Here is a 26899-nt window from a genome sequence, read left to right as displayed (position 1 = left end):
ACCGCCGTCGCGGGGCGCAGCGCCCGTGTTTCGCCCAGCGGAACGCGTGTTTCGGAACTGTGAACAAACCTTTCAGTAAAGAAGGTTGTCCGTTACAGTCCTCGACATGACACCACGAGGACGCACCCCAGGGCAGCCGGCCCTCCTCCGCGTGCTCAACGACCGAGCCGCCCTCAGCCTGCTGCTCGACGACGGCCCGATGACCCGCAACGAGATCGCCCAGCGCACCGGCCTCAGCAAGCCGACCGCCGCGGAGATCATCCGCCGACTCGAAGCCGCCGGGCTCCTCCGCGAAGCCGGCACCGCCTCCCAGGCCGGCCGCCGCGGCCCGAGCGCCGTCGTGTACGAGGCCATCACCGACCGCGACCTCGCCGTCGCCGTGGACGTCCAGCTCGTGGACGTCCGCTCCACCGTCGTGGACGCGAGCGGCCGGTCCTACCCGGTGGCCGAGCACCGGATGGACGAGCACGAGATGCGCGCTCCCGGCGAGGACATCGTCGCGGCTGCCGTCAGCCGTGCCGCCGCGGCCGCCGGCATCGACCCCGACCTGGTCACCGCGGTGGCCGTCGGCGTGCAGGCCAGCGTCGACCACGCAACGGACACCCTCATCTTCACCGACGGCCTGCCCGGGTGGCCGCGCGAGCAGGTCTCCCGGACCCTGTCGGACGCCCTCGGCGTGCGGGTCGTCATCGAGAACGACGCCAACCTCGCGGCGATCGCCGAGCGGAACATGGGCGCAGGCCGGACCCCCGGCTCCTTCGCGCTGTTCTGGATGGCGGAGGGCCTCGGCATGGCGCTCGACCTCGACGGCCGCCTGCACGCCGGGGCCTCCGGCGCCGCGGGCGAGATCGGCTACCTGAGCGTGCCCGCCGACGCGCTCCCCCTCGACCCGACGGCGACGATCGTCGCGGACCTCATCTCCGAGTCCGCGATCATCGCCCTCGCCGCCGAACACGGGATCACCGCACCGGACGGCAGTGCTGCCGACTGGCGTCAGGTGCTCCCGCAGCTGCCGGGACTCCCCGCGCAGCACCCCTTCACGACCGCCCTCGGCGAGCGCGTCGGGCACAACGTGCTCCCCGCCCTCGCCGTCGCCGACCCCGAGACGGTCGTGCTGCACGGCCCGACCGGGATCGCGGGCGGCCCCGCGCTGGCCGCCGCCGTGACCGCCTGGCTCCGGACCCGCTCGCGCTGGTCCACGGCCGTGGTGGCACCCGGCGTCCCCGACACCCCCGTCCTCCACGGCGCACGACACGTCCTCATCGACGTCGTGCGGTCCGCGCTCGGCGACCGACTCGAGACCATCACCGACGATGCGCCCGAGCCGGACACCGTCCGGCGCACCTAGACCAGCACCACTCCCACCCGCACCACTCGAGGCACATCCACCCCAGCCCTGTCACAGGGCTCTTCGTCGCGCCCGGAACCGGGCCCGCCGCACGGACGACGTCCGTGCGGCGGGCGCCACCCGGGCACGCGGAGCGAGACCAGAGAGCGAGTACCGCATGTCACTCCCCCGTCCCACCATCCGGCGGATCGTCACCGCGACCGCCGTCGCCGCCACCGGCGCCCTCGTGATGGCCGGCTGCAGCTCCGGCAGCAGCGCGGCGTCGATCGACGAGTCCGCGCCCAAGGAACTCAAGGGCACCGTGTCCCTGTGGCACTTCTTCACCGGTCGCGAGGCCGGCGTCGTGAAGAGCGCCGTCGACGGCTTCGAGAAGGCCAACCCCGGGGTGACGGTCGACATCCACGCGGGGCAGGACGACGAGAAGCTGCAGAAGGCGATCTCCTCGGGCCAGAACATCGACGTGGGGCTGTCGTACTCGACCGCGATCGTCGGCAGCTTCTGTTCCTCCGGTGCCTTCCGCGACCTGTCGCCGTACATCAAGCGCGACAAGGTGGACCTCTCCGACATCCCGAAGGCGGTGCAGGGCTACACGGCCTACAAGGGCAAGCGGTGCACGCTCCCGGCCCTCGCCGACGTCAGCGCGCTGATGTACAACAAGGCGGCGTTCGCGAAGGCGGGGATCACCACGCCGCCGAAGACCCTCGACGAGCTCAAGGCGGACGGCCTGAAGCTGACGACGTACAACGCCGACGGCTCGATCAAGCAGCTCGGCTTCAACCCGCTCATCGACTTCTACGAGAACTCGCCCGAGCACTTCGCCCCGATGATCAACGGCACCTGGCTCGACAAGCAGGGCAACAGCGAGATCGGGACCTCCGCCGCCTGGAAGAAGCTGATCACGTGGCAGAAGGGCTACGTCGACGCGATCGGCTACGACAAGCTCAAGGCCTTCACCTCCGGCCTCGGGCAGGAGTTCGCCGCGGACAACGCGTTCCAGACCGGCCAGGTCGCGATGCAGATCGACGGCGAGTACCGCACGGCGTTCATCAAGGACCAGAAGCCGGACCTCGACTACGGCACCGCCCCCACCCCGGTGCTCGAGGGTGTCGGCAACTACGGCTCGACCTACATCGCCGGCAACGTGGCGGGTGTCGCGAAGGGCTCGAAGAACCCCGAGCTCGCCTGGGCACTGCTGAAGTACCTGTCGACGAACACGGACGCGCAGGTCACGCTCGGCAACGGGCTGAAGAACATCCCGACCATCACGTCCGCCCTGCAGTCCCCCGACCTCGAGGTGGACGCGAACTACAAGACCTTCGTCGACGTCGCCGGTGACCCGAAGACGATCACCTCCCCCGCGACCGCGGACGGCGCCGCCTACATCGGCACCTTCACGAAGTTCTGGCAGGCGTACCAGCAGAACGGCGGGGACCTCGACGCCAAGCTGAAGAAGCTGGACTCGGACATCGACAACGCGAACCAGCTGGCGGGTCCGTGATGAGCGCGCCCACCAGGACCGCCTCCGGCCGGGAGGCTCGGCTCGGCCGCTCCTCCCGGCCCGCGGACCCGACGGGGTCCGGTGCAGCGCCCACTCCGGCACCGCCCCGTCGGCGCCGCTCCGCCGAGTCGCGCCGCCGTCTCGTCGCACTCGGCATGCTGGCACCGGCCCTGGCGGGCCTGGCGGTCTTCTTCGCCTACCCGCTCGTGGCATCGGTCTTCTACTCGTTCACGCGGTACAACCAGCTGCAGGAACCGCAGTTCGTCGGACTGCTCAACTACCGGTTCCTGTTCACCCAGGACCCGCAGATCGGCCCGGCGGTCCTCAACACGATCTGGTTCGTCGTCATCCTGGTACCGGTCCGCATCGTCTTCGGCCTGCTCGTCGCGGGGCTGCTCAGCCGCGCGAAGACCATGACCGGGTTCTGGCGGACGCTGTTCTACCTGCCCGCCCTGGTGCCGCCGGTGGCGAGCGTCGTGGCGTTCGTGTTCCTGTTCAACCCCGGCACCGGGCCGGTGAACCAGATCCTGCGGGTCTTCGGCATCGACGGTCCGCTGTGGTTCAACGACCCGTCGTGGTCGAAGCCCTCGCTCGTGATCCTCGGCGTCTGGGTGATGGGCGACATCATGATCATCTTCCTGGCGTCCCTGCTCGACGTGCCGCGCGACCTGTACGAGGCCGCGTCGCTCGACGGCGCGACCGGGATGCAGCAGGTCCGACACATCACGCTGCCGACCATCTCGCCCGTGATCGGGTTCGCGGCCGTGACCGGGGTGATCGCCGCCCTGCAGTACTTCACCGAGGCCGCGGTCGCGTCGAGCGTCGCGTCCGGCAAGGCCACGATCGGCGGTGGCACGGCGGCACTGCTCGGGTACCCGGGCACGTCGCTGCTGACCTACACCGAGCTGCTGTACCAGCACGGGTTCGCGAACTTCCAGTTCGGGTACGCCTCCGCGATGGCCGTCGTGCTGTTCGTGGTCACCGCCGTCGTGCTCGTGTTCACGCTGCGACGAATCTCTGTCTTCAGGCCGGAGGCCGACCAATGAGCACTGCCCGTCCCGAGGAGTCCTGATGACCGCCGTCTCCCAGTCCCCGCTCGCCCGAGCACCACGCGGCGCCGCTCCCCGAACCGGGAAGCCCCGCCGCAACGCGCTCCTGTGGGTCGCCGAGCACGCCGCACTCGTCGCGGTCGGTGTCCTGACGATCGCGCCGATCCTGTTCGTGGTCCTGACGTCGCTGATGTCGAGCAACCAGGCCCTGACGGCGTCGATCATCCCGAAGCCGTTCGACCTGAGCAACTACGGCAAGGTCTTCACGCAGCTGCCGCTCGCGCAGTGGTTCGGCAACTCGGCGCTGTACGCCGTGCTCGCCACCGCGTTCATGCTCGTCAGCTCGGTGCCCGCGGCGTACGCGCTCGCCCAGATCAAGTTCAAGGGCGCGAACCTCGTCTTCACCGTGATCATCGTCGCGATGCTCCTGCCCCCGCAGGTCACCGCGGTGCCGGTCTACGTGATGTGGTCGCACCTGCACCTGACCGGCACGCTGTGGCCGCTGATCCTGCCGAACCTGCTCGGGGACGCCTTCAGCATCTTCCTGCTCCGGCAGTTCTTCATGACCATCCCGAAGGAGTACGGCGACGCCGCACGCATCGACGGCTGCGGTGAGTGGCGGGTGCTCTGGCGCGTGATCGTGCCGATGGCCCGACCGGGCATCGCGTCCGCCGCCATCTTCATGTTCTTCCACTCGTGGAACGACTACTACGGCCCGCTCCTCTACGCGTCCGAGAACCAGGCCGCCTGGCCGGTGGCGTACGGACTGGCCACGTTCCGCGGACAGCACGGCACCGACTGGTCGATGACGATGGCGATGACCGTCGTCGTCATGGTCCCGGTCGTCGTCATCTTCTTCTTCGCACAGAAGGCATTCGTCGAGGGCATCGCGCTCACCGGCGTGAAGGGATAAGCACCAGTGAAACTCACAGTCGTCGGTGGCGGTTCCACCTACACCCCCGAACTCGTGGACGGCTTCGCCCGGCTCCGCGACCAGCTCCCGATCGACGAGCTCTGGCTCGTCGACCCCGACCCCGTCCGCCGGGAACTCGTCGGCGGTGTGGCCAAGCGGATGTTCGCCCACGCCGGCCACCCGGGCACCGTGCACGTCACCGACGACGTCGTCGCGGGCGTGACCGACGCCGACGCCGTGATGTTCCAGCTCCGCATCGGCGGGCAGGCGGCACGGCAGCAGGACGAGACCTGGCCGCACGAGGCCTGCTGCATCGGGCAGGAGACCACCGGGCCCGGCGGCTTCGCGAAGGCGCTGCGCACCGTGCCCGTGGTGCTCGAGTACGCCGAGCTCGTCCGCAAGCACGCCAAGCCCGACGCCTGGATCGTCGACTTCACGAACCCGGTCGGCATCGTCACGCGGGCACTGCTCGAGGCCGGGCACCGCGCTGTCGGGCTGTGCAACGTGGCGATCGGCTTCCAGCGGCGCTTCGCGAAGGAGTTCGGCGTCGCCCCGGACCACGTGCGACTCGACCACGTCGGGCTGAACCACCTGACGTGGGAGCGCGGCGTGCACGTCACGGGTGCCGACGGGTCCTCGCGCGACGTCATCGACGAGCTGCTCAGCCCGGACGGCGGCGCCCTCGCCCGGATGTCCGAGAGCGTGCACATGGGCGAGGACCTCATCCGGCTCCAGCACGCGATCCCCTCGTACTACCTGCGCTACTTCTACAGCCACGACGTCGTGCTCGAGGAACAGCTCCACGAGCCCACCCGTGCCGAGGCCGTGATGGAGACCGAACGGGCACTGCTGGCGAAGTACGCGGACCCGTCCGTCGTCACGAAGCCGGTCGAGCTCGAGCAGCGCGGCGGTGCGTACTACTCCGAGGCCGCGATCGACGTGCTCTCCTCGATCCTCAGCGACCGCGGCGACGTGCAGGTGCTCAACGTCCGCAACGACGGCACCTTCCCGTTCCTCCCCGACGACCACGTCATCGAGGTCCCGGCGCGCGTCACCCGGCAGGCGATCACCCCGCTGCCCGTGCGCCCGCTCGACCCCGACATGGCGGGGCTCGTCGCCCACGTCGCCGGCTACGAGCGCCTGGCCCTCGACGCTGCCGTGCACGGCGGCCGCGACCGGGTGCTCCGCGCGATGTGGGCGCACCCGCTCGTCGGGCAGCTCGACAAGGCCGAGAAGCTGACCGACCTGCTGCTGGCCGCGAACGCGGACCACATCCCGTGGGCGCGATCGGAGCAGGTCTCGTGGGCGGGTTGAGCCGAGCCGGCGAGGCGGGGACGGCCCGAGCCTCCCGTCCGGCGGCTCCCCCACGGACCGCCGCACCGCAGGCGGCGGACGTCGTGCTCGCCGTCGACGGCGGCGGCAGCAAGACCGACGTCGTCGCGGTCGCACTGGACGGCTCCATCGTCGGCCACGCGCGCGGCCCTGGCTCGAACCCGCAGACACGCGGGTGGGAGCTGGCGGGGCCGATCCTCGACGACGTGCGCGGACGGGTGGTGCGCTCGCTCGGCGGTGCCCGGATCCTGACCACGCACGTGTACCTGGCCGGGCTCGACCTGCACGACGAACTCGTCGCGGCCGAGGCGGCCCTGGCTCACTGGGCCGACGACGGCGGCGCGCCGGACGTCCTCGACAACGACCTGTTCGCGCTGCTGCGGGCGGGCACCCTGTCGCCGGACGCCGCCGCGGTCGTGTGCGGCACGGGCATCAACGCCCTCGCGGTCCGTGCTGACGGCGAGACCTCCCGGTTCCCGGCGATCGGCGACGTCTCCGGCGACTGGGGTGGCGGCGCCTACCTCGGCAACCGGGCGCTCTGGCACGCGGCACGCGCCGAGGACGGTCGTGGCCCGGCGACGGCACTCGAGGCCGCGGTGCCGGCGGCACTCGGGCTCGACACCGTGCGCGCGGTCACCGAGGGCATCCACTTCGGCCGGCTCGACCCGGGCGTGGTGAACCGGCTCTGCCCCGTGCTGTTCGCGGTCGCGGGAGCCGGTGACGCCGTCGCCGCCGGGGTCGTGGCCCGCCAGGCGGAGGAGATCGTCCTGCTGGCGGCCGTCGCGCTCGAACGGCTCGGACTCGGCGGGTCGGCAGCGGTGCCGGTGCCCGTCGTGCTCGGCGGTGGCGTGCTCGCGGCGCGGCACCCGCTGCTCGTCGACGCGGTCGTGGACGGCCTGGCCGCCCGGGTCCCCGGCGCGGTGCCCACCTGGGTGACGGTCCCGCCGGTGCTCGGTGCGGGGTTCGCGGCGCTGGAGTCCGTCGGCGCGGGGGCCGCGGCGCTCGAGCGGTACCGCGCGGCGGTGCTCTCGCAGGAGTTCGCGTCGACGACGTCCCTCATCCGCTGAGCGGGCCGCGGTGCGGGAGCCGCGCGGCCCGGCCCGCGGCCCGCGATGTGCGGTGTGCGTGGCGCGGCCCGGCCCGGCCCGGCCCGCGCTGCCCGAGTCTCGGCCATGCGGACACGATTCGGCGTACGAACGCCGCGACCTGTCCGCATGACCGAGTCTCGGCGCGGCTGCGGTCGCGACAGCGCGCGCCGGGAGCGCGCTCGCGCTCGGCTCAGGCGTCGCGGATCGCGAGCACGCGGTGCGGGGCCGCCTGCTCCGCACGCCATCCCGACGGCAGCGCAGCGCTGAGCTCCGGCACCGTGAAGCTCCGCCGGATCGAACGCAGCCCGTCCACGCGGACGAACGTGCCCGCGGAGACCAGGGTCGACCCGAGCGCGTAGGCCCGGTACGCGGCAGCCGACCGACGGATGTCGGAGTGCAGGCTCCGAGTGGTCGCCAGGGCCTCGGAGTCGGCGAGGAACCCGGCGCGCTCCTCGTCCCCGAGGTGGTGCAGCACGTGGTTCGACACGACGACGTCGAACCGCTCCCCTGACGTCACCAGGTCGCCGCTGGACTGCTCGCGGAAGGTCACGCCCCGGGGTGCCCGACGGGTCGCGGCGTCGATCGCGCGCGGGTCCGGGTCGACGCCCACGACCTCGACGTCGAAGCCGTCGCTCGCCGCCCACCGCGAGATTGCGCGGGCGAGGTCGCCGCCACCGCAGCCGAGATCGAGCACGCGTCCCTGGCCGTCCGCCGGCAGCGCGGGCACGACGTGCGTCCGCCACACCGACCGCCAGCCGCTGACGAGCGCGTTCACCAGGGCGAAGCGCCGGAAGGTCCGCGCGAGCGCTCGCGGATCGCAGTCCGGGTCGTCCATGAGTTCGCGGAGCTCCAGGTCGCGGACGCGCAGGTCGACGGCCAGGAGGCTCGCCCCGCCGTCGTCCGGTCGGCTCACGACGCGACCGTGGCCAGGTCCAGGGCCTCGCTCGCCACCGCGACGGACGTCCCGACCGCGGTGAGCGCGGCGCTCTCCACCGTGAGACCGGGGCCGAACGCGAGCGCGACGACGGGGGTCCCGTCCTCGATGCCGGCGTCGAGGGCGTGGCGGATTACGAACAGCACGGTGGCGCTCGACATGTTGCCGTGGTCGCGGAGCACGGCGCGGCTGCTCACCATCGCCGAGTCGGGCAGCCCGAGGGCGTCCTGCGTGCGGTCGAGGATCGCGCGTCCGCCGGGGTGGACCGCCCACACGGGGACGTCGGCGGCAGGACCGTCGAGCAGCGGACCGACGGCCTCGGCGACCGTGGCACCGACGAGCTTCGGGACCGCGGTGCTGAGGACCATCTCGAAGCCCTCGTCCCCGATGTTCCACGCCATCTCCGAGGCGCCTTCGGGCACGACGGTCGTGGCGAACGCGTCGAGCCGCAGCCCGGCACCGTCCGCGGTCACGACGGCAGCGGCCGCACCGTCACCGAAGACGCTGTTCGCGACGATCTGGTCGGGGTCGTCCGACGCGCGGACGTGCAGCGTGCAGAGCTCGGCGCACACGACGAGCACCACGGCGGTCGGGTCGGCCTCGGCGAACGCGGCGGCGCTCCGCAGCGCCGGGAACGCGGCGCAGCAGCCCATGAACCCGATGTGGTGCCGGAAGACCGTGCGGCGGAGACCCAGCTCCGCGACGATCGCCAGGTCGGGGCCGGGCTGGGTGAAGCCCGTGCACGAGACGGTCACGACGTGGGTCACGTCGGCGGCGTCGACCCCGGCACGCTCGAGGGCGTCCCGTGCGGACTCGACGAACAGCGCCGGTGCGAGCTCGCGGTACCGGTCGTTCCGCGTGCCGGTGGACGGCGAGTGCAGGACCCCGTCGGCGTCGCGGAAGGTGCCGGGCGCAGCGGCGCTGTCGAGCTCCCCGAGGACAGTGTGCCGGTGCTCCACCGCGGAGGCGTCGAACGCGGCGGGGACGATCCGGCTGCCGAGTCGTCCGAGGCCCGGCTGGGCGGAGAAGAGGTCCCGCACGGCGTCCTGCTGGAGGGTCGTGGTGGGGACGGCGGTCCCGATGGCGCGGATGGTTGCTGACACGCCTCATCCTGTCACCGGGTCGTGTCCAGGTGCTCAGGAACGACGGAGGCACCCGGCGCGTCGCCGGGTGCCTCCTGTGGTGTCCGCCGCTACGCCTGAGCGCGCTCGAGCACGAGCTCACGGACGCGGGCGGCGTCCGCCTGGCCCTGCATGGCCTTCATGACCGCACCGATGATCGCGCCGGCGGCCTGCACCTTGCCGTCGCGGATCTTCGCGAGGACGTCGGGCTGGGCCGCGAGTGCCTGGTCGACCGCGGCGGTGAGGGCCGAGTCGTCCGAGACGACCTTGAGCCCGCGGGACTCGACGACGGCGGACGGGGAGCCCTCTCCGGCGATGACGCCCTCGAGCACCTGGCGTGCGAGTCGGTCGGTCAGCTCGCCGGACTCGACGAGCGTGATGAGCTCCGCGACGTGCGCGGGCGACACCAGTTCGGCGGGGGTGGTGTCGCGGGAGTTGGCGACGCGGCTGATCTCGCCGGTCCACCACTTGCGCGCCGACTGCGGTGCGGCACCGGCGGCGACGGTGGCCTCGACCTCGTCGAGCAGCCCGCCGTTGACGACGTCCTGGAACTCCAGGTCCGCGAAGCCCCAGTCGCCCTTGAGCCGACGGCGCCGGGCCACGGGGGCCTCGGGCAGGGCGGCACGGAGTTCCTCGATCATCGCGGGGTCCGGGACGACCGGCAACAGGTCGGGCTCGGGGAAGTAGCGGTAGTCGTCGGCGTCCGACTTCGGGCGTCCGGCCGACGTACGCCCGGTGTCCTCGTGCCAGTGCCGGGTCTCCTGCGTGATCGTCCCGCCGTCGGCGAGGATCGCCGCCTGGCGCTGGATCTCGTAGCGGATGGCCCGCTCGACGGCACGGAAGGAGTTGACGTTCTTCGTCTCGGTGCGGGTGCCGAGCTTCTCCTGGCCCCACGGACGCAGCGAGATGTTGGCGTCGCAGCGCAGGTTGCCGCGCTCCATGCGGGCCTCGGACACCCCGAGGGCACGGACCAGGTCGCGGATGACCTGGACGTAGGCGGCGCCGAGCTCCGGCGCGCGGTGGGCGGCCCCGACGATCGGCTTCGTGACGATCTCGACGAGCGGCACACCGGCGCGGTTGTAGTCGACGAGCGAGTACTCGGCGCCCTGGATGCGGCCCGTGGCACCGCCGACGTGCGTCAGCTTGCCGGCGTCCTCTTCCATGTGGGCGCGCTCGATCGGGATCTGGAACAGCGTGCCGTCGGCGAGCTCGACCTCGACCTCGCCCTCGTAGGCGATGGGCTCGTCGTACTGGGAGATCTGGTAGTTCTTCGGGTTGTCCGGGTAGAAGTAGTTCTTCCGCGAGAACCGCGAGGACTCGGCGATCGAGCAGCCGAGGGCCAGGCCCAGGCTGACCGAGAACCGCACGGCCTGCTCGTTCACGACGGGGAGCGACCCGGGCAGCCCGAGGTCCACCGGCGTGACGTTCGTGTTCGGCTCGCCACCGAAGAAGTTCGGGGCGTCGGAGAACATCTTCGTCGCGGTCGCGAGCTCGACGTGGACCTCGAAGCCGAGGACCGGTTCGAAGCGCTTCAGCGCCTCGTCGAAGTCCATGAGTGCGTCCTTGGCGGCCATCAGACCACACCTTCCTCTGCTGCCGACTGCTGACCGAGGTCGAGGTCGGGGATCCGGGAGATGAGCGGAGCGCCCCACTGCTGCTCGAGCAGGCGCTCGAGGGCGGCGCCGTAGCGGTAGAGCCGGGCGTCCTCACGCTGCGGGGCCATGAGCTGGATGCCGGTCGGCAGGCCGTCCTCTGGAGCCAGACCGTTCGGGATGCTCATCCCGGGGACGCCGGCCAGGTTCGCCGGGATCGTGGTGAGATCGTTGAGGTACATCGACAGCGGGTCGTCGATCCGCTCGCCGAGCGGGAACGCCGTGGTCGGTGCCGACGGGCTGATGAGCAGGTCGACCTGCTCGAACGCTGCGTCGAAGTCGCGCTGCACGAGCGTCCGGACCTTCTGCGCGCTGCCGTAGTAGGCGTCGTAGTACCCGGCGCTCAGGGCGTACGTGCCGAGGATGATGCGGCGCTTGACCTCTGGTCCGAAGCCGGCTTCACGCGTGGCGGCCATGACGTCCTCGACCGTGGCGCCGCCCTCGGGCGTGACCCGCAGGCCGAAGCGCACGGAGTCGAACTTGGCGAGGTTCGAGGAGGCCTCGGCCGGGAGGATCAGGTAGTACGCGCTGATGGCGTACGCGAAGCTCGGGGCGTCGATCTCGACGACCTCGGCACCCGCTGCCTGCAGGATCGCGACGGACTCCTGGAAGCGCTGCACGACGCCCGCCTGGAAGCCGTCGCCGCCGGCGAGCTCCTTGACGACGCCGACGCGCAGGCCCCGGAGGGTGTCGGCCTGCAGCCCGTCACGCGCGGCAGCGGCGAACGAGGGCCATGCGTCGCGGATCGAGGTGGAGTCCTTCGGGTCGTGCCCGCCGATGACGTCGTGCAGGAGCGCGGCGTCGAGGACGGTCCGGGCGACCGGTCCGACCTGGTCGAGGCTGGACGCCAGCGCGATCGCGCCGTAGCGGCTCACCCCGCCGTAGGTCGGCTTGACGCCGACGGTGCCCGTGACGGCACCCGGCTGGCGGATCGAGCCGCCCGTGTCCGACCCGAGGGCGAGCGGGGCTTCGTGCGCGGCGACCGCGGCGGCCGACCCACCGCCGGACCCGCCGGGGATCCGGTCGAGGTCCCACGGGTTGTGCGTCGGGCCGTACGCGGAGAACTCGGTGGTCGAGCCCATCGCGAACTCGTCCATGTTGGTCTTGCCGAGCGGCACCAGGCCGGCGCGGCGGAGCTTGAGCACCGTGGTGGCGTCGTACGGCGGCACCCAGCCCTCGAGGATCTTCGACCCGGAGGTCGAGGGCATGTCGATGGTGCAGAGCACGTCCTTGATGGCGACCGGCACGCCGGCGAGGGGGCCGAGGTCGTCACCGGCGGCGCGGCGGGAGTCGATCGACTTCGCGACGCCGAGGGCGTTCTGGTTGACGTGCAGGAACGCGTGCACGTCGCCGTCGACGGCGGCGATGCGGTCCAGGTGGGCCTGGGTGGCCTCGACGCTGGAGACGTCGCGCGCCACGAGGGCGTCGGCGAGCGCCGCGGCGCTCAGCTTCGTGATGTCGTCGGTCACTGCTCTTCTCCAAGGATCGCCGTCACGCGGAACCGCTCGCCGTCGGAGTCGGGGGCGCCGGACAGCGCTTGCTCCTGGGTCAGCGTCTCGCCGACCACGTCGGGTCGGAGGACGTTCGGCAGCGTGACCGGGTGGCTGGTCGCGGGGACGTCCGGCGTGGCGACCTCGGTCACCTTCGCGACGCTGTCGACGATGTGCGACAGCTCCCCGGTCAGCTTCTCGATCTCGTCGGGCGTGAGTGCGATACGTGCGAGGTTCGCCAGGTGGGCGACCTGCTCGCTCGTGATGTCAGGCATGGTGCTCCGTCGATCGGTTCGTCATGTGCGCACCAGTCTATTGGGCGGGCCGAGCGGGGTCCGGACGCCTGTGGACGACGGGGCCGACCCGTGCCCTGGGGAGGACCGCCTGGAGGCCCGGTGCCGGTCCACCGGACGGGTGTCGAAACCTCCAGGCGGTCGCCGTCAGTGCCCGGAACCGGCACCGGCGACCGCACCGGCGACGGCTGCGGCAGCGGATCCGGGAGCCGGGGCTGCGCCCGCAGCGGCCCCGGCGGCCGGGGTGGTGCCACCGGCCGGGGTGGCCCCGGCAGCCGGGGCGCCGCCGGCCGCACCAGCACCGTCTGCCGCACCACCAGCAGCAGCACCGCCGGCAGCACCGGTCGCGGCCGCTCCGCCGCTCGCGGCTGCCCCGGGCGCGGCCTTCGCGTGCGCCGGCGTCCCGATGAGCGCCTGGTCCGGAGCCGGCAGCGCGTCCCCGCCGACGTGCGCGTCGAGGTAGCCCATCATCGACTTCGCGACCCCGAACTTCGCGCTGTACCCGGTGGTGCCCTGCAGGAACGGCCAGTTCGCCAGGTGGACCGAGCCCAGGACGTTGCCGATCCAGGTCGCGTTCGTGTACTTCGTGCTCGACGCGACGAGCCAGTTCTGCACGTCGCCGTCGGTGGTGCCCGTCTTGGCGAACTTCGGCGTGCTGTCCCCGGGGTTCGCGGTCGCGGCGGTGCCCTTCCCGCTGAGCACGCCCTGCAGCGCGTAGTCGACGGTGCCGGCGACCTCGGCCGAGACGCCCCGCGTGCACGACGCCGGGGTCGGGGTGATCTTCGTGCCGTCGGCGGTGGTGACGGAGTCGATCGCGGTCGGGGTGCACACGGTGCCGCCGTTCGCGAACCCGGCGTACGCCTCGGCGAGGTCGATCGGCGACAGCTCGTTCACGCCGAGGATCGAGGACGGGGTCTGGCCGAGCGCGGCACCGTCGGCCCGGTGGATCCCCATCGACTTCGCGAGCTCGGCGATCTTGCACAGGTCGAGCTGCTTGCCCATCGCGCCGAACGCGGTGTTGATGGACTCGGTCGTCGCGTCCTGCACGGTCATCGATGCGGGGACGTTCTCGGCGTTCGCGACGGGCCAGGTGCCGCCGGAGACGTTCTCGCACGAGTTCGTGAACTCGGAGTTCTGGAAGGTGTGTTCGGTGGTCGGCACCGACTCGGACAGCGTGTGCCCGCTCGCCAGCCACTCGGCGAGCGTGAACACCTTGTAGGTCGACCCGGTCTGGAACCCGGTCGAGTTGCCGAAGCCCTCGTCGGCGCTGTAGTTCACCGCGGTCTGGCCACGCGTCGCCGAGTCGGACTGGGTGTAGGTCGTGTTCTGCACCATCGACAGGATCCGACCGGTGCCGGGCTCGACGGTGACGTTCGACCCGCCCGCGTCGACGCCCGCCATCGTCGTGGGGACGTACGAGGACAGCGCGTTCTGCGCCTGCCCCTGCAGGTCCAGGTCGAGCGAGGTGTGGATCTGCAGCCCCTTCGTGTCGAGGGTCGCGATGCGGTCAGCCGCCGTCGTGCCGAAGGCCGGGTCCCGCAGCACCTGGGCACGGACGTAGTCGCAGAAGTACCCGGCGTCGTGGTCCGTCGCGGCGGCGGAGCAGCCGTTCGCGGTCTGCGTGACGTGGGGCTGCACCGGCGTCGCGATCGCCTGCCGTGCCGCGGCCGCGGTGATCGAGTGGTGCGCGGCCATCCGCCGCAGCACGTAGTCGCGACGCTGCTTGGTGGCCTCGTACCCGTTCGCCGATCCGTTGTCCGCGTCGGACGGCTGGTCGATGCGCAGGTTCGCGGGGTTGTTGAGGATCGCGACGAGGGTCGCCGACTGCACCAGCGAGAGGTCCTTCGCGTGCACGCCGAAGTAGTACTCGGCGCCGGCCTCCGCGCCGTAGACCCGCCCGCCGAGCCCGACGATGTTGAGGTACCCGGTCAGGATCTGCGTCTTCGTGTACTTCTTGTTCACCGCGATCGCGTAGCGGATCTCCTGCAGCTTGCGCTGGGGCGTGACCCCGGCGGCGTCGTGGTAACAGGCGTCGATCTTCGCCTGCGTCGCCGCGGCGTCCTTCCCGGTCAGCTGCTCGCACTGCTGCACGAGCACGTTCTTGACGTACTGCTGGGTGATGCTCGAGCCGCCCTGGACGTCCCCGCCGACCGCGGTGGCAGCAGCGCCACGGAGGGTGCCGATCACGTCGATGCCGCCCTCGTCGTGGAAGCGCGGGTCCTCGGTGTCGATCGCGGCCTGCTTCAGGCTCGTCGCGATCTGGTCAGCACGCACGATGGTGCGGTTCTCGGCGTAGAAGGACGCGATCTTGACCTGCTGCCCGCCCTGCTCGGCGTACACCGACGACACCTGCTGCGGTGTCTGGACGTCGAGGTAGCTCGGCAGGTCCTCGAAGAACGCCGCCGCACCCGACGTCCCCTCGCCCGCGACGGCGACCGCCGGGGTCACCGCGACCGCGACGAGCAGACCGGCGAGCGCGGACATCACGACGAACATCAGGAGGGCGCCGGGCCACTGGACTACACGCATGGTCCGCACGGTAGGGAGCGGTCCTGGGTCGGGGCCGCTCCATCGGCCGCCCTGGCTGCACCGCCGCTCAGGTTCTCCTCCAGGTGCGGTCCGTCACCCCCCGCGGATCGGCCTGGAGGCTGGGCTCGGGCCCGTCCCGCCGCGTGCGGTCACGATCGGGTCACGTCCGCCGGAGGGGTGGTCAGCGCAGGTCAGTCGCGGGGCTGCAGGTCCTGTGGGCGGACGAGGTACATGTCGGGTGAGGCCTGCACGACGCCGTCGCCGCGGCCGCCGCCGTGCCGCACGCCGTCGCGGACCAGGTCGCCACGCCCCACGGCGATGAGGGCGACGTCGTGCAGCGACGCCGTGCCGGGCTTGAGGTAGTCGTTGTGGCCGACCGGTCGGCGGAACGCGTCCCCGGCGTCCTCGGGGTCGACGCCCCCGGCCAGGTCGAGCACCGTGGAGCCGAACCCGGCGGAGCCCGGGTCGGTGCCGAAGTACCCGGACCCGGCGATGGGGTCCCAGTGCGCTCCCCCGACGAAGACCTGCCCGGCGGCGACGGCGAGGTCGGAGGCGTTCCGGACGTCGCTGCCCGGGGACCCCAGCACGGTGAGGCTGTCCGCGCTCATCCGTCCGGACGCCAGCGCCATGAGGGCCGTCGTCGACCCGTACGAGTGCGCGACGATCCCGAGCCGGGGCTGGGCGCCGTCCCGGACCTCCCGGAGACCGCCGACCGCCCGTTCGAGCCGGACGGCGCCGCTCCTGGCGAGGTCGAGCGAGAGGATGTTCGACAGGTCGGGCGTGCGGTAGCCCATCCAGGCGACGACCGCGACGCCGGTGCCCGCTGCCGGGGCCGCGACGGGCGCGAGGGTCGCCTGCTCGCCCCAGAGCGTGTTCGCGGTGTTCGTGAAGTCGGCCATCTGCCCGGTCACGGTGAAGAACATCCCGGGGACGACCACCGTGACGTCGGCGGCGGTGTCGAGGTCACCGATCGCGATCGCCGCGCGCCCGGCACCACGCGTGTCGAGGGTGATGAGGGAGCGACGGGCACCGGTGGCCTCCTGCACCAGGGCGTCACGGACCTGTCCGAGCATCGCCACCCGGGACGCGTCCGCGTGCGGGTCACGCAGCCCCGCGTCGAGCACGGCGCGGTTCGCCCGGCCGCGGACGGCGTACGGGACCCCCTCGAGGTTCCCGACCACGACGGGTGCGTCCTGTTCGAGCCGCGTCTGGTCGGCACCGCGGAGGCCGGACCACCACGTCGCGACCGTCGCCGGCGCGGGCGGGTCGTCCATCGCCGTCGCCACGACACGGTCGTCCCGGTCGGCGGCGGCGAGGGTGTCCGGGGCGAGCGACACGAGGTCGTCGAGGTACGGACGGCCGCGCGAACCTGCGAGGTCGGCGAGCGTCGTTCGTCCCCCGGTCATGACCAGCCCGGGCGCGGTTCCTGGATCATGCGGATCGGCGGCCACGTGCACTGCGGAGTGCGCGGTGACCACGGGCGCGATGGACGTCTCGAGCACTCCGAGAGAGTGGATCGAGGCGGTGAACAAAGCAGCGGCGACGAACAGCAAACCGGTCTCCCCCGGGAAGGCCATCCTGTCGTCTCCCTGCAGACGACAGGTGATGCTCTGTCGAGTCTACGGAGAATCGGGCAGATCAGCCCGTGCTCGTTGCAACTTGTACCCCGAATTGGGGACCGGGTTCCGGCGCGTCGAAGCGTGCGCTCGAGGCCGGAACGTGCTTGTCCGGCGGGTCAGTCCTGCTCGGGCGTGTCAGCAGAGTCGTCGGCCTCGGGCTCGACGGGGTCGCCGAGTGCCGCCGGCCCCTCGGTCACCAGCAGTGCGAACTGCTCAGCGTCGATGATCCGCAGGCCCAACTGCTCCGCCTTCGTCAACTTCGAGCCGGCGCCGGGACCGGCCGCGACGAAGTCCGTCTTCTTGCTCACGCTCGACGCCGCCTTGCCGCCGGCGGCGATGATGGCCTCGAGCGCGCCCTCGCGCGTGTACCCCTCCAGGGAACCCGTCGCGACCACCGTGACGCCGCTGAGGACGCCGCCGTCGGTCGTCGCAGCGCCCGGACCGGGGTGCCCCGGGGTCGTGAACTGCACGCCGGCCGCGGTCCACCGGTCGACGATGTCGCGGTGCCAGTCGACCGCGAACCAGTCGAGGAGGGCGTCGGCGATGATGCCGCCGACGCCGTCGACGGCCGCGAGGTCCTCGCGCGAGGCCGACCGGATGGCGTCGAGCGACCCGAAGTGGTTCGCCAGCGCCCGGGCCGCGACCGGGCCGACGTGCCGGATGCTCAGCCCGACGAGCATGCGCCACAGGGGCTTGGTCTTGGCGGCGTCGATGTTCGCGAGCATCTCGAAGGCGTTCTTCGACGGGTACCGGCTGGGCTCGCCGGTGTAGTCCGCACCGCGGGCGTCCGGGTCGAAGGGCGGGTCGGTCTTCTTGCGCGCACGACTGAACGGCGTCACGCGCTTGGGGACGCCGGCGTCGTCGGTCTTCTGCATGCCGGTCTCGGCGTCGCGGACGATGACCTCGATCGGGACGATGTCCTCCATCGTCAGGTCGAACAGCCCGGCTTCGGTGTCGAGCGGCGGGTCCTCGGGCGCGAGCGGCTGGGTCAGGGCTGACGCGGCGACCTCGCCGAGGCCCTCGATGTCGAGCGACCCGCGGGACGCGATGTGCTCGACGCGACCGCGGACCTGCGCGGGGCAGCTCCGGGCGTTCGGGCAGCGGAGGTCGATGTCCCCCTCTTTTGCCGGGGCGAGCGTGGTGCCGCACTCCGGGCACTCGGTCGGCATCACGAACTCCCGCTCGGTGCCGTCACGGAGTTCCTCCACCGGGCCGAGGACCTCGGGGATGACGTCCCCGGCCTTCCGCAGCACGACGGTGTCCCCGATCAGGACGCCCTTCGCCTTCACGACCTGCTGGTTGTGCAGCGTGGCCTGGCGCACGACGGACCCGGCGACCTCGGCCGGCGCCATCACGGCGAACGGGGTGGCACGGCCCGTGCGACCGACGCTGACGACGATGTCCACGAGCTTCGTGTGGACCTCTTCTGGCGGGTACTTGTAGGCGATCGCCCAGCGGGGCGCCCGGGAGGTCGAGCCGAGTTCCTCGTGCAGCCCCAGGTCGTCGACCTTGATCACGATGCCGTCGATCTGGTGTTCCACGGCCGACCGCCGTTCGCCGTAGTCCTGCACGAAGGCGAGCACGTCGTCGATGCCGTCGAAGACCCGGTGGTGCGTGCCGGTCGGCAGCCCCCACGTGTGCAGGAGCTCGTAGACCTCGGACTGGGAGCGGACGTCGGTGTCCCGCTCGAGCTCGGCGACGGGCCAGGCGCCGATGCCGTGCACGAGCATGCGGAGGCGCCGCAACCGGTCCACCATCAGCTCGCGCTTCGCCGGGGACTTGCCCTCTTCCTTCTGGCGGAGGGACCCGGCGGCGGCGTTCCGCGGGTTGGCGAAGAGGCGCTCCCCCGCGTCGCGCTGCCGGGCGTTCAGCTCGTCGAACTGCTCGACGGGGAAGAAGATCTCGCCACGGACCTCGACCAGGGGTGGGTGCCCGGTGCCGCTGAGGCGGTCGGGGATCGTGCCCATCGTGCGCACGTTGCCCGTGACGTCCTCGCCCACCACGCCGTCGCCGCGGGTGGCCGCCGTGACGAGCCGACCGTGCTCGTAGCGCAGGTTGATCGCCAGGCCGTCGATCTTCAGCTCGGTGAGGAACCGGACGCGCTCGGCGCCGGCGTCCCGCTGCACCTTGACCGCCCAGTCGGTGAGCTCGTCCGGGCTGAACACGTTGTCCAGGCTCAGCATCCGCTCGGCGTGCTCGACCGGGGCGAACTGCGTCGTCTGCGCCTGCCCGCCGACCGTCTGCGTGGGGCTGTCCTCGGTCAGGAGCTCCGGGAAGCGCTGCTCGATCGCGGCGAGCCGGTGCATGAGCGCGTCGTACTCGGCGTCGCTCGCCGGGGAGGCGTTGTCCTCGTAGTACCCGTGCCGCAGCTCGTTGACCAGCGCCCGCAGCCGGTCGACCTCGCGCTGCCCCTGGGCGGCGTCGAGCTCGGCGGGGTCGATGGTCTCGAACGTGGCGTCGGTCTCGCTCATGCAACAGTTCTACAGGGAGCCACCGACCCTGGCGTCAGCGGCCACGCACCCCGGGAGCGGCGGCTCGGACCCAGCGACACGCCCCGGGTCAGGCCTCGACGGGGACGGCGCTGACCGTGGTGTCGATCGTGCACTGGCCGAGCACCCGCGTGCCGACGTAGACCACCGCGGTCTGGCCGGGGGCCACCCCGTGCAGCGGCTCGTCGACGTCGATGACGAGCGTGCCGTCGTCCACCCGGGCGGTCGCGGGCACCGGGTCGGCGTGCGCGCGGATCTGCACGTCGCACGCGAAGGGGGTCGTCGGGTCGGCGGGAGCAGAGCCCGCCCAGGTGAACCGGGAGCCGGCCATCGAGGACACGGCGAGCGCCTCCTTCGGTCCGACGACGACGGTGTTGTCCTTCGGGCGGATCTCCAGCACGAACCGGGGCTTGCCGTCCGGTGCCGGCCGACCGAGCGCCAGCCCGCGGCGCTGTCCGACGGTGTAGCCCGTGGCGCCGTCGTGCGCGCCGACGACCGTGCCGTCGCGCTCGACCACGTCACCGGGGGCGGGCCCCACGCGGTCGGCGAGCCAGCCCCGGGTGTCACCGTCGGGGATGAAGCAGATGTCGTAGGAGTCGGGCTTCTGCGCGACCGTCAGGCCCCTGGCCGCGGCCTCGGCTCGGACCTCGTCCTTGGACGGGGTGGCCCCGAGGGGGAACATCGCGTGCTGGAGCTGCTCGGCCGTCAGCACGCCGAGCACGTAGGACTGGTCCTTCGCCCACGCCGCCGAGCGGTGGAGCTCGCGGGAGCCGTCGGGCCCGGTGACCATCGAGGCGTAGTGCCCGGTGCAGACGGCGTCGAAGCCGAGGGCCAGTGCCTTCTCGAGGAGCGCGGCGAACTTGATCCGCTCGTTGCAGCGCATGCAGGGGTTCGGGGTGCGACCGGCCTGGTACTCGGCCACGAAGTCGTCGACGACGTCCTCCTTGAACCGTGCCGAGAAGTCCCACACGTAGTACGGGATCCCGAGGGCCGACGCGGCGCGCTGGGCGTCCATCGAGTCCTCGATGGTGCAGCACCCACGGCTGCCGGTGCGGAGGGTCCCGGGCATCCGGCTCAGCGCCAGGTGCACCCCGACCACGTCGTGGCCGTCATCGACCGCCCGGGCCGCGGCCACCGCCGAGTCGACACCACCGCTCATCGCCGCCAGAACACGCATGCGTCCAGGGTAACTCCGCCCCGGGCGTACCGTGGAGTCCGCGATGACGACTGCCGAGCCCTCCCCCTTCGACTTCAAGGCCGTCCTGCTGTCCGGGTTCCTGCCCGCCGCGCTCTTCGCGATCGGCGAGGGCGCGATCATCCCGATCATCCCGATCGCCGCCGACTCCCTCGGGGCCAGCCTGGCGATCGCCGGGTTCGTCGCGTCGCTCATCCTGGTCGGCGAGCTCATCGGCGACGTGCCGTCCGGCGTCGTCGTGGCGCGGATCGGCGAGCGCAACGCGATGATCGGCGCCGCGCTGGTCTCCGTCGTCGGCCTGGTCGTCTGCACGGTCGCGCCGAACCCCGTCGTGCTCGCGGTCGGGGTGTTCCTCGTCGGGCTGTCCACCGCCGTGTTCGCCCTGGCCCGGCACGCCTACATGACCACCGCGATCCCCCTCGCCGTCCGGGCCCGGGCGCTGTCGAGCCTCGGCGGCGTCTTCCGCTTCGGGTACTTCGTCGGCCCGTTCATCGCCGCCGGCGTCGTCCACCTCACCGGCACCACCCAGAGCGCGTTCTGGATCCACGTCGTCTGCTGCCTCGCGGCGGCGGTGACCCTGCTCGTGCTGCGCGACCCCGCGACGGGCGTGCGCGGTCTGCGACGGCCGAACCGAGCCTCCCGTCCGGACCGACAGGACGGGCGCGACGACGGGTCGACCGCCGCCGGCGACGCGACCGACACGGGCGCGGTCCTGGTGCAGCAGGAGTCGCACGGCCTGTTCCGCACCATCGCCGCGAACCGGGCCGTGCTGCTGCGACTCGGCAGCGGGGCGGGCCTGATCGGTGCGATGCGTGCCGGGCGGCAGGTGATCCTGCCGCTCTGGGCGGTCAGTGTCGGGCTCGACGACGCGACCGCAGCCCTGGTCATCGGCATCGCGGGTGCCGTCGACTTCGCGCTGTTCTACACGAGCGGCCAGATCATGGACCGGTGGGGACGGCTCGCGAGCGCCCTGCCGTGCATGCTCGGGCTCAGCATCAGCTACTTCCTGCTCGCGTGGAGCGGGCACCTCGACGCGCGGGTGGGGTGGTTCGTCGGGATCGCCATGGGCATGTCGCTGGCGAACGGCGTCGGGTCCGGGATCCTGATGACCCTCGGGGCGGACCTCGCCCCGCGGGGGAACCCGGCACCGTTCCTCGGGGCGTGGCGGTTCACCGGCGACCTCGGGCAGGCCGCGGCACCGCTCCTCATCTCGGGCATCACGGCCGTGGCCACGATCGCCGTCGCCAGCGGGGTGATGGGCGTGCTCGGACTCGTCGGGGCCGGCGTCCTGCTCCGCTACGTGCCGCGGTACCTCCCCCGTCGCCTGCGCTGAGCGCTCGGCCACCCCGGAGCGCTGAGCGCTCGGCGGCCCCGGCTCGGTACGCTGTCGGTGCTCGCGGGAGTGGTGGAATCGGTAGACACGCAGGATTTAGGTTCCTGTGCTCAGGCGTGAGGGTTCGAGTCCCTCCTTCCGCACCAGTGCTGCGTCCTCCCGCATCTCGTCCGATCGGAGGACCGGCCGGACACGCCCGCGCTGTACCCTCGTCCTGCGGGTGACCCTCCCGTCTCCGCACCAGCACGACGGAAGAAGCATGCACAGCGTCGCACTCGCCCTGATCCCATGGCTGGATCCGCAGTACATCCTCGACCACTTCGGGGCCGTGGCCGTGCTCGTGGTCTGCGCGATCGTGTTCGCCGAGACCGGCCTGCTGATCGGCTTCGTGTTCCCGGGCGACAGCCTGCTCGTCATCACCGGCCTGTTCGCGTTCGACCGCGGCGGGGAGATCGGCGGGATCCCGATCTGGGTCGCCGCGCTGATGATCGGCGCGTCCGCGTTCCTCGGTGGTGAGCTCGGCTACCTCATCGGCAAGAAGGCCGGGCCGCCGATCTTCGAGCGCAAGGAGAGCGGTCTGTTCTCCAAGGCGAACGTCGACCGCACGAACGCCTTCTTCCACCGCTTCGGCGCCCTCGCCGTGATCCTCGCGCGCTTCGTGCCCGTCGTGCGCACGTTCGCGCCGATCGCCGCCGGTGTCGGGCGCATGAACTACAAGAAGTACTCGCTGTACAACGCCGTCGGCGCGGTCATCTGGGGCGTCGGCGTGACGTTCCTCGGGTACTTCATCGGGCACATCCCGTTCGTGGCGCACATCGTCCGCGAGTACATCGACGTGATCCTGCTCGCCGCCGTCGTCGTCACGGTCGTGCCGATGGTGCTCACCTACGTGCGGAACGTGCGCAAGGCGAAGAAGCACGAGCAGGGCATCTCCACCGCCGAGTAGCGCCGACCGACCCCGCACAACACGAACCGCCTCGCACCACGGACTTCCGGGGCGCGAGGCGGTTTCTGTTGTGCGGATCCAGCGGACACCGCCGGCGCCGCCGCCGCCCCTACTCCGTGAAGTACTCCCGCACGATCGGGGCGATCCCCCGGAACGCCTTGGCCCGGTGCGAGAGCGCGTTCTTCTCCGCCCGCGTCAGCTCCGCCGAGGAGCGGTCCGCGTCGTCCGGCTTGAAGACGGGGTCGTACCCGTGGCCGCCGTCGCCGACGGGCGCGGTGAGGACCTCGCCGTTCCACACGGCCTCGACCACGTGCTCGACCCCCGCGGGCGTGACGAACGCCGCGGCGCAGACGAAGGCCGCCGTGCGCTCCACGACGCCCTCGAGGTTCGTCAGCAGCAGCGCGATGTTGTCCGCGTCCGACCGGGTGCCCGCGTAGCGCGCCGAGTGGATGCCCGGCGCTCCGCCGAGCACGTCGACCGCGATGCCGGAGTCGTCCGCCAGCGCGGGCAGCCCCGTGTGCGCGACCGCTGCCCGCGCCTTGATCAGCGCGTTCGCGGCGTAGGTGTCGCCGTCCTCGACGGGCTCGGGCCCGTCGTAGCCCTGCAGCTCCACGCCGTCGCCCAGGGCGTCGCCGAGGATGTCCCGCAGCTCGACGACCTTGCCCTGGTTGTGGGTGGCCAGGACGACGGCGCGGCTCACGCGAGCCCCAGTGCGGTCTTCTGGATGGCCGCGAGCGAGGTGTTGCCGGCGAGCCCGAGGTCGAGCAGCACGTTCAGCTCGTCACGGTCGAACGGCGCGTGCTCCGCGGTGCCCTGCACCTCGATGAACTTCCCCGAACCGGTCGTGACGATGTTCATGTCCGTGTCGGCGCTGGAGTCCTCGGTGTAGGCCAGGTCGAGCATCGGCTCGCCCTTGACGATCCCGACGGAGATGGCCTGCACGCTGTCCGTCAGCGGCGTCGCCTTCTTCGCGATGAAGCCCTTGCCCCGGCCCCACTCGATCGCGTCGGCCATCGCCACGTAGGCCCCGGTGATCGACGCGGTGCGGGTGCCACCGTCGGCCTGGAGCACGTCGCAGTCGAGCACGAGCGTGTTCTCGCCGAGCGCCTTCATGTCGACGACCGCGCGGAGCGAGCGCCCGATGAGCCGCGAGATCTCGTGGGTCCGACCCCCGACCTTGCCCTTGATCGACTCGCGCTGCATGCGCTCGTTCGTCGAGCGCGGCAGCATCGAGTACTCGGCGGTGACCCAGCCGCTGCCCTTGCCGGCCATCCAGCGCGGCACACCGTTGGTGAAGGACGCGGTGCAGAGCACCTTCGTGTTGCCGAACGAGATGAGTGCGCTGCCCTCGGCCTGGGTGCTCCAGCCGCGTTCGATCGTGACGGGACGGTGTTCCTCGGCCTGGCGGCCGTCGATGCGGGTGGTCATGGTGTTCCTCTCGGTCCGGCCTGGAGGCTCGGTGCGGGTGGTCGGGGCGGGCAGCGGCAGGCGGCTGGTCGCCGCTCAGAGCCGCCCGCGGGGAAGCGTGATGGCGCCGGTCTCGAGGTGGCCGACGTTGACGATCTCGGGGCCGAGGAATCGGCGGGCGAGCCGCAGGAAGGCGTCCTCGTCGTCGCCGGTGGCCTCGAACGCGTAGCTCGGGGGTTCGGTGGTGGTTCGCTCCAGGCCGTGTTCGACCAGGCGGCGGTAGACGTCGTTCGCGGTCTCCTCGGCGCTCGACACCAGCGTGACGTCCGGCCCCATCACGTACTGGATCGCCGCGGACATCAGCGGGTAGTGGGTGCACCCGAGCACGAGGGTGTCGACGTCGGCGGCCCGGATCGGCGCGAGGTACCCGGCGGCGACCTCGCGGAGCTGGGGCGAGGAGGTGTCCCCGGCCTCGACGAACTCGACGAACCGCGGGCAGGCGGCGAGCGACAGGGTGACGTCGGCGGCGACCGCGAAGGCGTCCTCGTACGAGCGGGACGCGATCGTGCCGACCGTGCCGATGACGCCGATCCGGCCCGTCCTGGTCTGCTTGACGGCGGCACGGGCCGCGGGCTGGATGACCTCGACCACGGGGATGCCGTACGCCTGCTCGTAGCGTTCCCTGGCGTCGCGGAGCACCGCGGAGGACGCCGTGTTGCACGCGATCACGAGGGCCTTCACGCCCTGCTCGACCAGGTCGTCCATGACCTGCAGGGCGTAGCGGCGGACGTCGGCGATCGGCTTCGGGCCGTACGGGGAGTGCAGGGTGTCCCCGACGTACCGGATGCTCTCGCGCGGGAGCTGGTCGATGATCGCGCGGGCGACCGTCAGGCCACCGACGCCGCTGTCGAAGACTCCGATCGGTGCATCCGTCACGGCGACCAGCCTACCGACGCGCGCCGACGTGCCGGGCGTCACCCGAGCCTCCCCACCGGCACGGCCGGGCCGCCGCTGGCGCGTCGCCCCGGAACCGGCGGCGTGGGCCCACAGTCAGGGTTTCTGTAGTGTCGATCGCGTGACCACCGCGCTCCTGACGGACCAGTACGAACTCACCATGGTCGACGCCGCCCTGAAGGACGGCACGGCCGACCGGCGCTGCGTCTTCGAGGTGTTCGCCAGGCGACTGCCCGACGGGCGTCGCTACGGCGTCGCGGCGGGGCTCGGTCGCTTCCTGACCGCGCTCACCGACTTCCGGTTCGGCGACGACGAGATCGCGTTCCTGCAGGGTCGTGGCGTCATCGACGGGGGCACCGCCTCGTGGCTGGCCGACTACCGGTTCACCGGCGACGTCCGGGCGTACCGCGAGGGCGAGGTGTTCTTCCCGAACTCCCCCGTGCTGCAGATCGAGGGCACCTTCGCCGAGTCCGTGCTGCTCGAGACCCTCGCCCTGTCGATCTTCAACGCCGACTCCGCCATCGCCTCGGCTGCCGCGCGCATGGTGTCCGCCGCCGACCGTCGCCCGCTCGCCGAAATGGGTTCCCGCCGCACGGGCGAGTGGAACGCGGTCGCCGCTGCCCGCGCCGCGTACATCGCCGGGTTCGGTGCGACGAGCAACCTCGAGGCGGGGCGCACCTGGGGCATCCCGACGATGGGCACCGCGGCGCACGCGTTCACCCTGCTGCACGACTCCGAGGAGACGGCCTTCCGGTCGCAGCTCGACGCCCTCGGGGACGGCACCACCCTGCTCGTCGACACCTACGACATCGAGGCGGCCGTCGACACCGCCGTCCGCCTGACCTCCGGCCGGCTCGGGGCCGTCCGGATCGACAGCGGAGACCTGCCCTCGGTCGTGGCCGCGGTCCGTGCGCAGCTCGACCGGCTCGGCGCGACGTCGACGAAGATCACCGTGACGAACGACCTCGACGAGTACACGATCGCTGCCCTGCGAGCGGCCCCCGTCGACTCGTACGGCGTCGGCACGTCGGTCGTCTCCGGCTCCGGTCACCCGGCCGCCGGCATGGTGTTCAAGCTCGTCGCGCACCAGACCGAGGCCGGCGAGTGGGTGTCGGTGGCGAAGAAGTCCGCCGAGAAGGCCTCCGTCGGTGGCCGGAAGGACGCCGGACGGCGACTCCGCAACGGCATCGCGACGGCCGAGGTCGTCCGGACGTCGGGCTCCCTCGGCGCGGACGAGCGGGCGCTCATGGTGCCCGTCGTCACGCACGGCGAGGTCGACCCGGCGTTCCTCGGTGAGCGCGGGGTCGAGGCCGCGCGGGCCCACCACAAGGGCGCCAAGGCCGAGCTGCCCGCGGACGCGGCCCGGATCGGCCGGGGTGACCCGGCGATCCCGACCCTGATCGACTAGCGCCTACTCGGACTTCATCTTCTCGTAGATGGCCTTGCAGTCGGGGCAGACCGGGAACTTCTCCGGGTCGCGGCCCGGGATCCACTTCTTGCCGCACAGGGCCTTGACGGGCTTGCCGCTCAGGGCCGACTGCAGGATCTTGTCCTTCTTGACGTAGTGCGAGAACCGCTCGTGGTCGCCGGGCTCGATCGCCTCTTCCTCGAGGAGCTTCTCGAGCTCGCGGTCCATCACGTCGAGTCCGCCGCCGCCGGGTTCCGTCATGCTCATGCTCCAAGAGTACGACGGTCCCGCATGGTGCGTC

The 26899-nt window shown here is 71.9% G+C and carries 22 protein-coding genes and 1 tRNA gene; 10 read left to right on the top strand and 13 right to left on the bottom strand.

Annotation, left to right across the window (positions count from 1 at the left end; genetic code table 11):
* Positions 1–106: 106 nt before the first annotated feature.
* The 6 genes from ITJ68_RS07570 (at position 107) to ITJ68_RS07545 (ending at position 7207) form a co-directional block, all read left to right on the top strand.
* On the top strand, positions 107–1348 hold the full coding sequence (locus tag ITJ68_RS07570) for an ROK family transcriptional regulator (protein WP_194660638.1): 1242 nt from the start codon (positions 107–109) through the stop codon (positions 1346–1348).
* Positions 1349–1505: 157 nt separating this feature from the next.
* Positions 1506–2846 carry an extracellular solute-binding protein gene (locus ITJ68_RS07565; protein WP_194660637.1) on the top strand — a complete coding sequence of 447 codons (1341 nt, stop codon included), beginning with the start codon at positions 1506–1508 and terminating at the stop codon, positions 2844–2846.
* On the top strand, positions 2846–3892 hold the full coding sequence (locus tag ITJ68_RS07560) for a carbohydrate ABC transporter permease (protein WP_228504852.1): 1047 nt from the start codon (positions 2846–2848) through the stop codon (positions 3890–3892). Before ITJ68_RS07565 ends, ITJ68_RS07560 begins: the two co-directional genes overlap by 1 nt.
* Positions 3893–3917: 25 nt before the next feature.
* On the top strand, positions 3918–4808 hold the full coding sequence (locus ITJ68_RS07555; protein ID WP_194660636.1) for a carbohydrate ABC transporter permease: 891 nt from the start codon (positions 3918–3920) through the stop codon (positions 4806–4808).
* A gap of 6 nt (positions 4809–4814) precedes the next feature.
* A complete protein-coding gene (locus tag ITJ68_RS19525) occupies positions 4815–6122 on the top strand; it encodes a 6-phospho-beta-glucosidase (RefSeq protein WP_194660635.1) in 1308 nt (435 codons plus the stop codon).
* Positions 6119–7207 carry an N-acetylglucosamine kinase gene (locus ITJ68_RS07545; RefSeq protein ID WP_194660634.1) on the top strand — a complete coding sequence of 363 codons (1089 nt, stop codon included), beginning with the start codon at positions 6119–6121 and terminating at the stop codon, positions 7205–7207. Before ITJ68_RS19525 ends, ITJ68_RS07545 begins: the two co-directional genes overlap by 4 nt.
* 211 nt (positions 7208–7418) lie before the next feature.
* Here ITJ68_RS07545 and ITJ68_RS07540 read toward each other — a convergent pair whose 3' ends face one another.
* From ITJ68_RS07540 to mnmA, 9 genes are all read right to left on the bottom strand, one after another.
* Positions 7419–8141 carry a methyltransferase domain-containing protein gene (locus ITJ68_RS07540; RefSeq protein WP_194660633.1) on the bottom strand — a complete coding sequence of 241 codons (723 nt, stop codon included), beginning with the start codon at positions 8139–8141 and terminating at the stop codon, positions 7419–7421.
* Positions 8138–9265: a type III polyketide synthase gene (locus tag ITJ68_RS19520; protein ID WP_194660632.1), complete on the bottom strand. Its 1128-nt coding sequence runs from the start codon at positions 9263–9265 to the stop codon at positions 8138–8140. Before ITJ68_RS19520 ends, ITJ68_RS07540 begins: the two co-directional genes overlap by 4 nt.
* A gap of 89 nt (positions 9266–9354) precedes the next feature.
* Complete coding sequence (gatB, locus tag ITJ68_RS07530; protein WP_194660631.1) at positions 9355–10857, bottom strand: Asp-tRNA(Asn)/Glu-tRNA(Gln) amidotransferase subunit GatB; 1503 nt, start codon at positions 10855–10857, stop codon at positions 9355–9357.
* The gene (gene gatA, locus ITJ68_RS07525) at positions 10857–12404 is read right to left on the bottom strand and encodes an Asp-tRNA(Asn)/Glu-tRNA(Gln) amidotransferase subunit GatA (RefSeq protein WP_194660630.1); all 1548 of its coding nucleotides are present in this window, start codon (positions 12402–12404) and stop codon (positions 10857–10859) included. The genes gatB and gatA overlap by 1 nt, the downstream gene beginning before the upstream one ends.
* Positions 12401–12700, bottom strand: a complete 300-nt coding sequence (gatC, locus tag ITJ68_RS07520) for an Asp-tRNA(Asn)/Glu-tRNA(Gln) amidotransferase subunit GatC (protein ID WP_071271805.1) — start codon at positions 12698–12700, stop codon at positions 12401–12403. Before gatC ends, gatA begins: the two co-directional genes overlap by 4 nt.
* A 165-nt stretch (positions 12701–12865) precedes the next feature.
* A complete protein-coding gene (locus ITJ68_RS07515) occupies positions 12866–15247 on the bottom strand; it encodes a transglycosylase domain-containing protein (protein WP_228504850.1) in 2382 nt (793 codons plus the stop codon).
* Between the two features lie 191 nt (positions 15248–15438).
* Positions 15439–16749, bottom strand: a complete 1311-nt coding sequence (locus tag ITJ68_RS07510; protein WP_194660629.1) for an alpha/beta hydrolase — start codon at positions 16747–16749, stop codon at positions 15439–15441.
* Positions 16750–16982: 233 nt separating this feature from the next.
* Entirely contained in the window at positions 16983–19337 is a 2355-nt protein-coding gene (gene ligA / locus ITJ68_RS07505; RefSeq protein ID WP_194660628.1) for an NAD-dependent DNA ligase LigA, read from the bottom strand.
* Between the two features lie 88 nt (positions 19338–19425).
* On the bottom strand, positions 19426–20532 hold the full coding sequence (mnmA, locus tag ITJ68_RS07500; protein ID WP_194660627.1) for a tRNA 2-thiouridine(34) synthase MnmA: 1107 nt from the start codon (positions 20530–20532) through the stop codon (positions 19426–19428).
* Positions 20533–20575: 43 nt separating this feature from the next.
* Here mnmA and ITJ68_RS07495 point away from each other — a divergent pair, with 43 nt between their 5' ends.
* The 3 genes from ITJ68_RS07495 to ITJ68_RS07485 all read left to right on the top strand — a co-directional run bounded on the left by ITJ68_RS07495 (position 20576) and on the right by ITJ68_RS07485 (position 22829).
* Positions 20576–21883 (top strand): MFS transporter, encoded by a 1308-nt coding sequence (locus ITJ68_RS07495; RefSeq protein ID WP_194660626.1) that lies wholly within the window; start codon positions 20576–20578, stop codon positions 21881–21883.
* 63 nt (positions 21884–21946) lie between these two features.
* Positions 21947–22029: transfer RNA gene (locus ITJ68_RS07490), tRNA-Leu, on the top strand.
* Positions 22030–22142: 113 nt separating this feature from the next.
* Entirely contained in the window at positions 22143–22829 is a 687-nt protein-coding gene (locus tag ITJ68_RS07485; protein WP_194660625.1) for a DedA family protein, read from the top strand.
* Between the two features lie 109 nt (positions 22830–22938).
* Here ITJ68_RS07485 and rdgB read toward each other — a convergent pair whose 3' ends face one another.
* From rdgB to murI, 3 genes are all read right to left on the bottom strand, one after another.
* Positions 22939–23529 carry an RdgB/HAM1 family non-canonical purine NTP pyrophosphatase gene (rdgB, locus tag ITJ68_RS07480; protein WP_194660624.1) on the bottom strand — a complete coding sequence of 197 codons (591 nt, stop codon included), beginning with the start codon at positions 23527–23529 and terminating at the stop codon, positions 22939–22941.
* On the bottom strand, positions 23526–24257 hold the full coding sequence (gene rph, locus ITJ68_RS07475) for a ribonuclease PH (RefSeq protein WP_194660623.1): 732 nt from the start codon (positions 24255–24257) through the stop codon (positions 23526–23528). Before rph ends, rdgB begins: the two co-directional genes overlap by 4 nt.
* A gap of 75 nt (positions 24258–24332) precedes the next feature.
* On the bottom strand, positions 24333–25172 hold the full coding sequence (murI, locus tag ITJ68_RS07470; protein ID WP_194660622.1) for a glutamate racemase: 840 nt from the start codon (positions 25170–25172) through the stop codon (positions 24333–24335).
* A 139-nt stretch (positions 25173–25311) separates the two neighbouring features.
* Here murI and ITJ68_RS07465 point away from each other — a divergent pair, with 139 nt between their 5' ends.
* Positions 25312–26598, top strand: a complete 1287-nt coding sequence (locus ITJ68_RS07465) for a nicotinate phosphoribosyltransferase (protein ID WP_194660621.1) — start codon at positions 25312–25314, stop codon at positions 26596–26598.
* A gap of 3 nt (positions 26599–26601) precedes the next feature.
* On the opposite strand, the gene ITJ68_RS07460 is transcribed toward ITJ68_RS07465, so the two are convergent.
* Entirely contained in the window at positions 26602–26865 is a 264-nt protein-coding gene (locus ITJ68_RS07460; RefSeq protein WP_194628889.1) for a DUF3039 domain-containing protein, read from the bottom strand.
* Positions 26866–26899 lie beyond the last annotated feature (34 nt).

Source organism: Curtobacterium sp. VKM Ac-1395 (genome assembly GCF_015350975.1).
Taxonomy (GTDB): domain Bacteria; phylum Actinomycetota; class Actinomycetes; order Actinomycetales; family Microbacteriaceae; genus Curtobacterium.
This window is presented reverse-complemented; position numbering and strand designations above follow the sequence as displayed.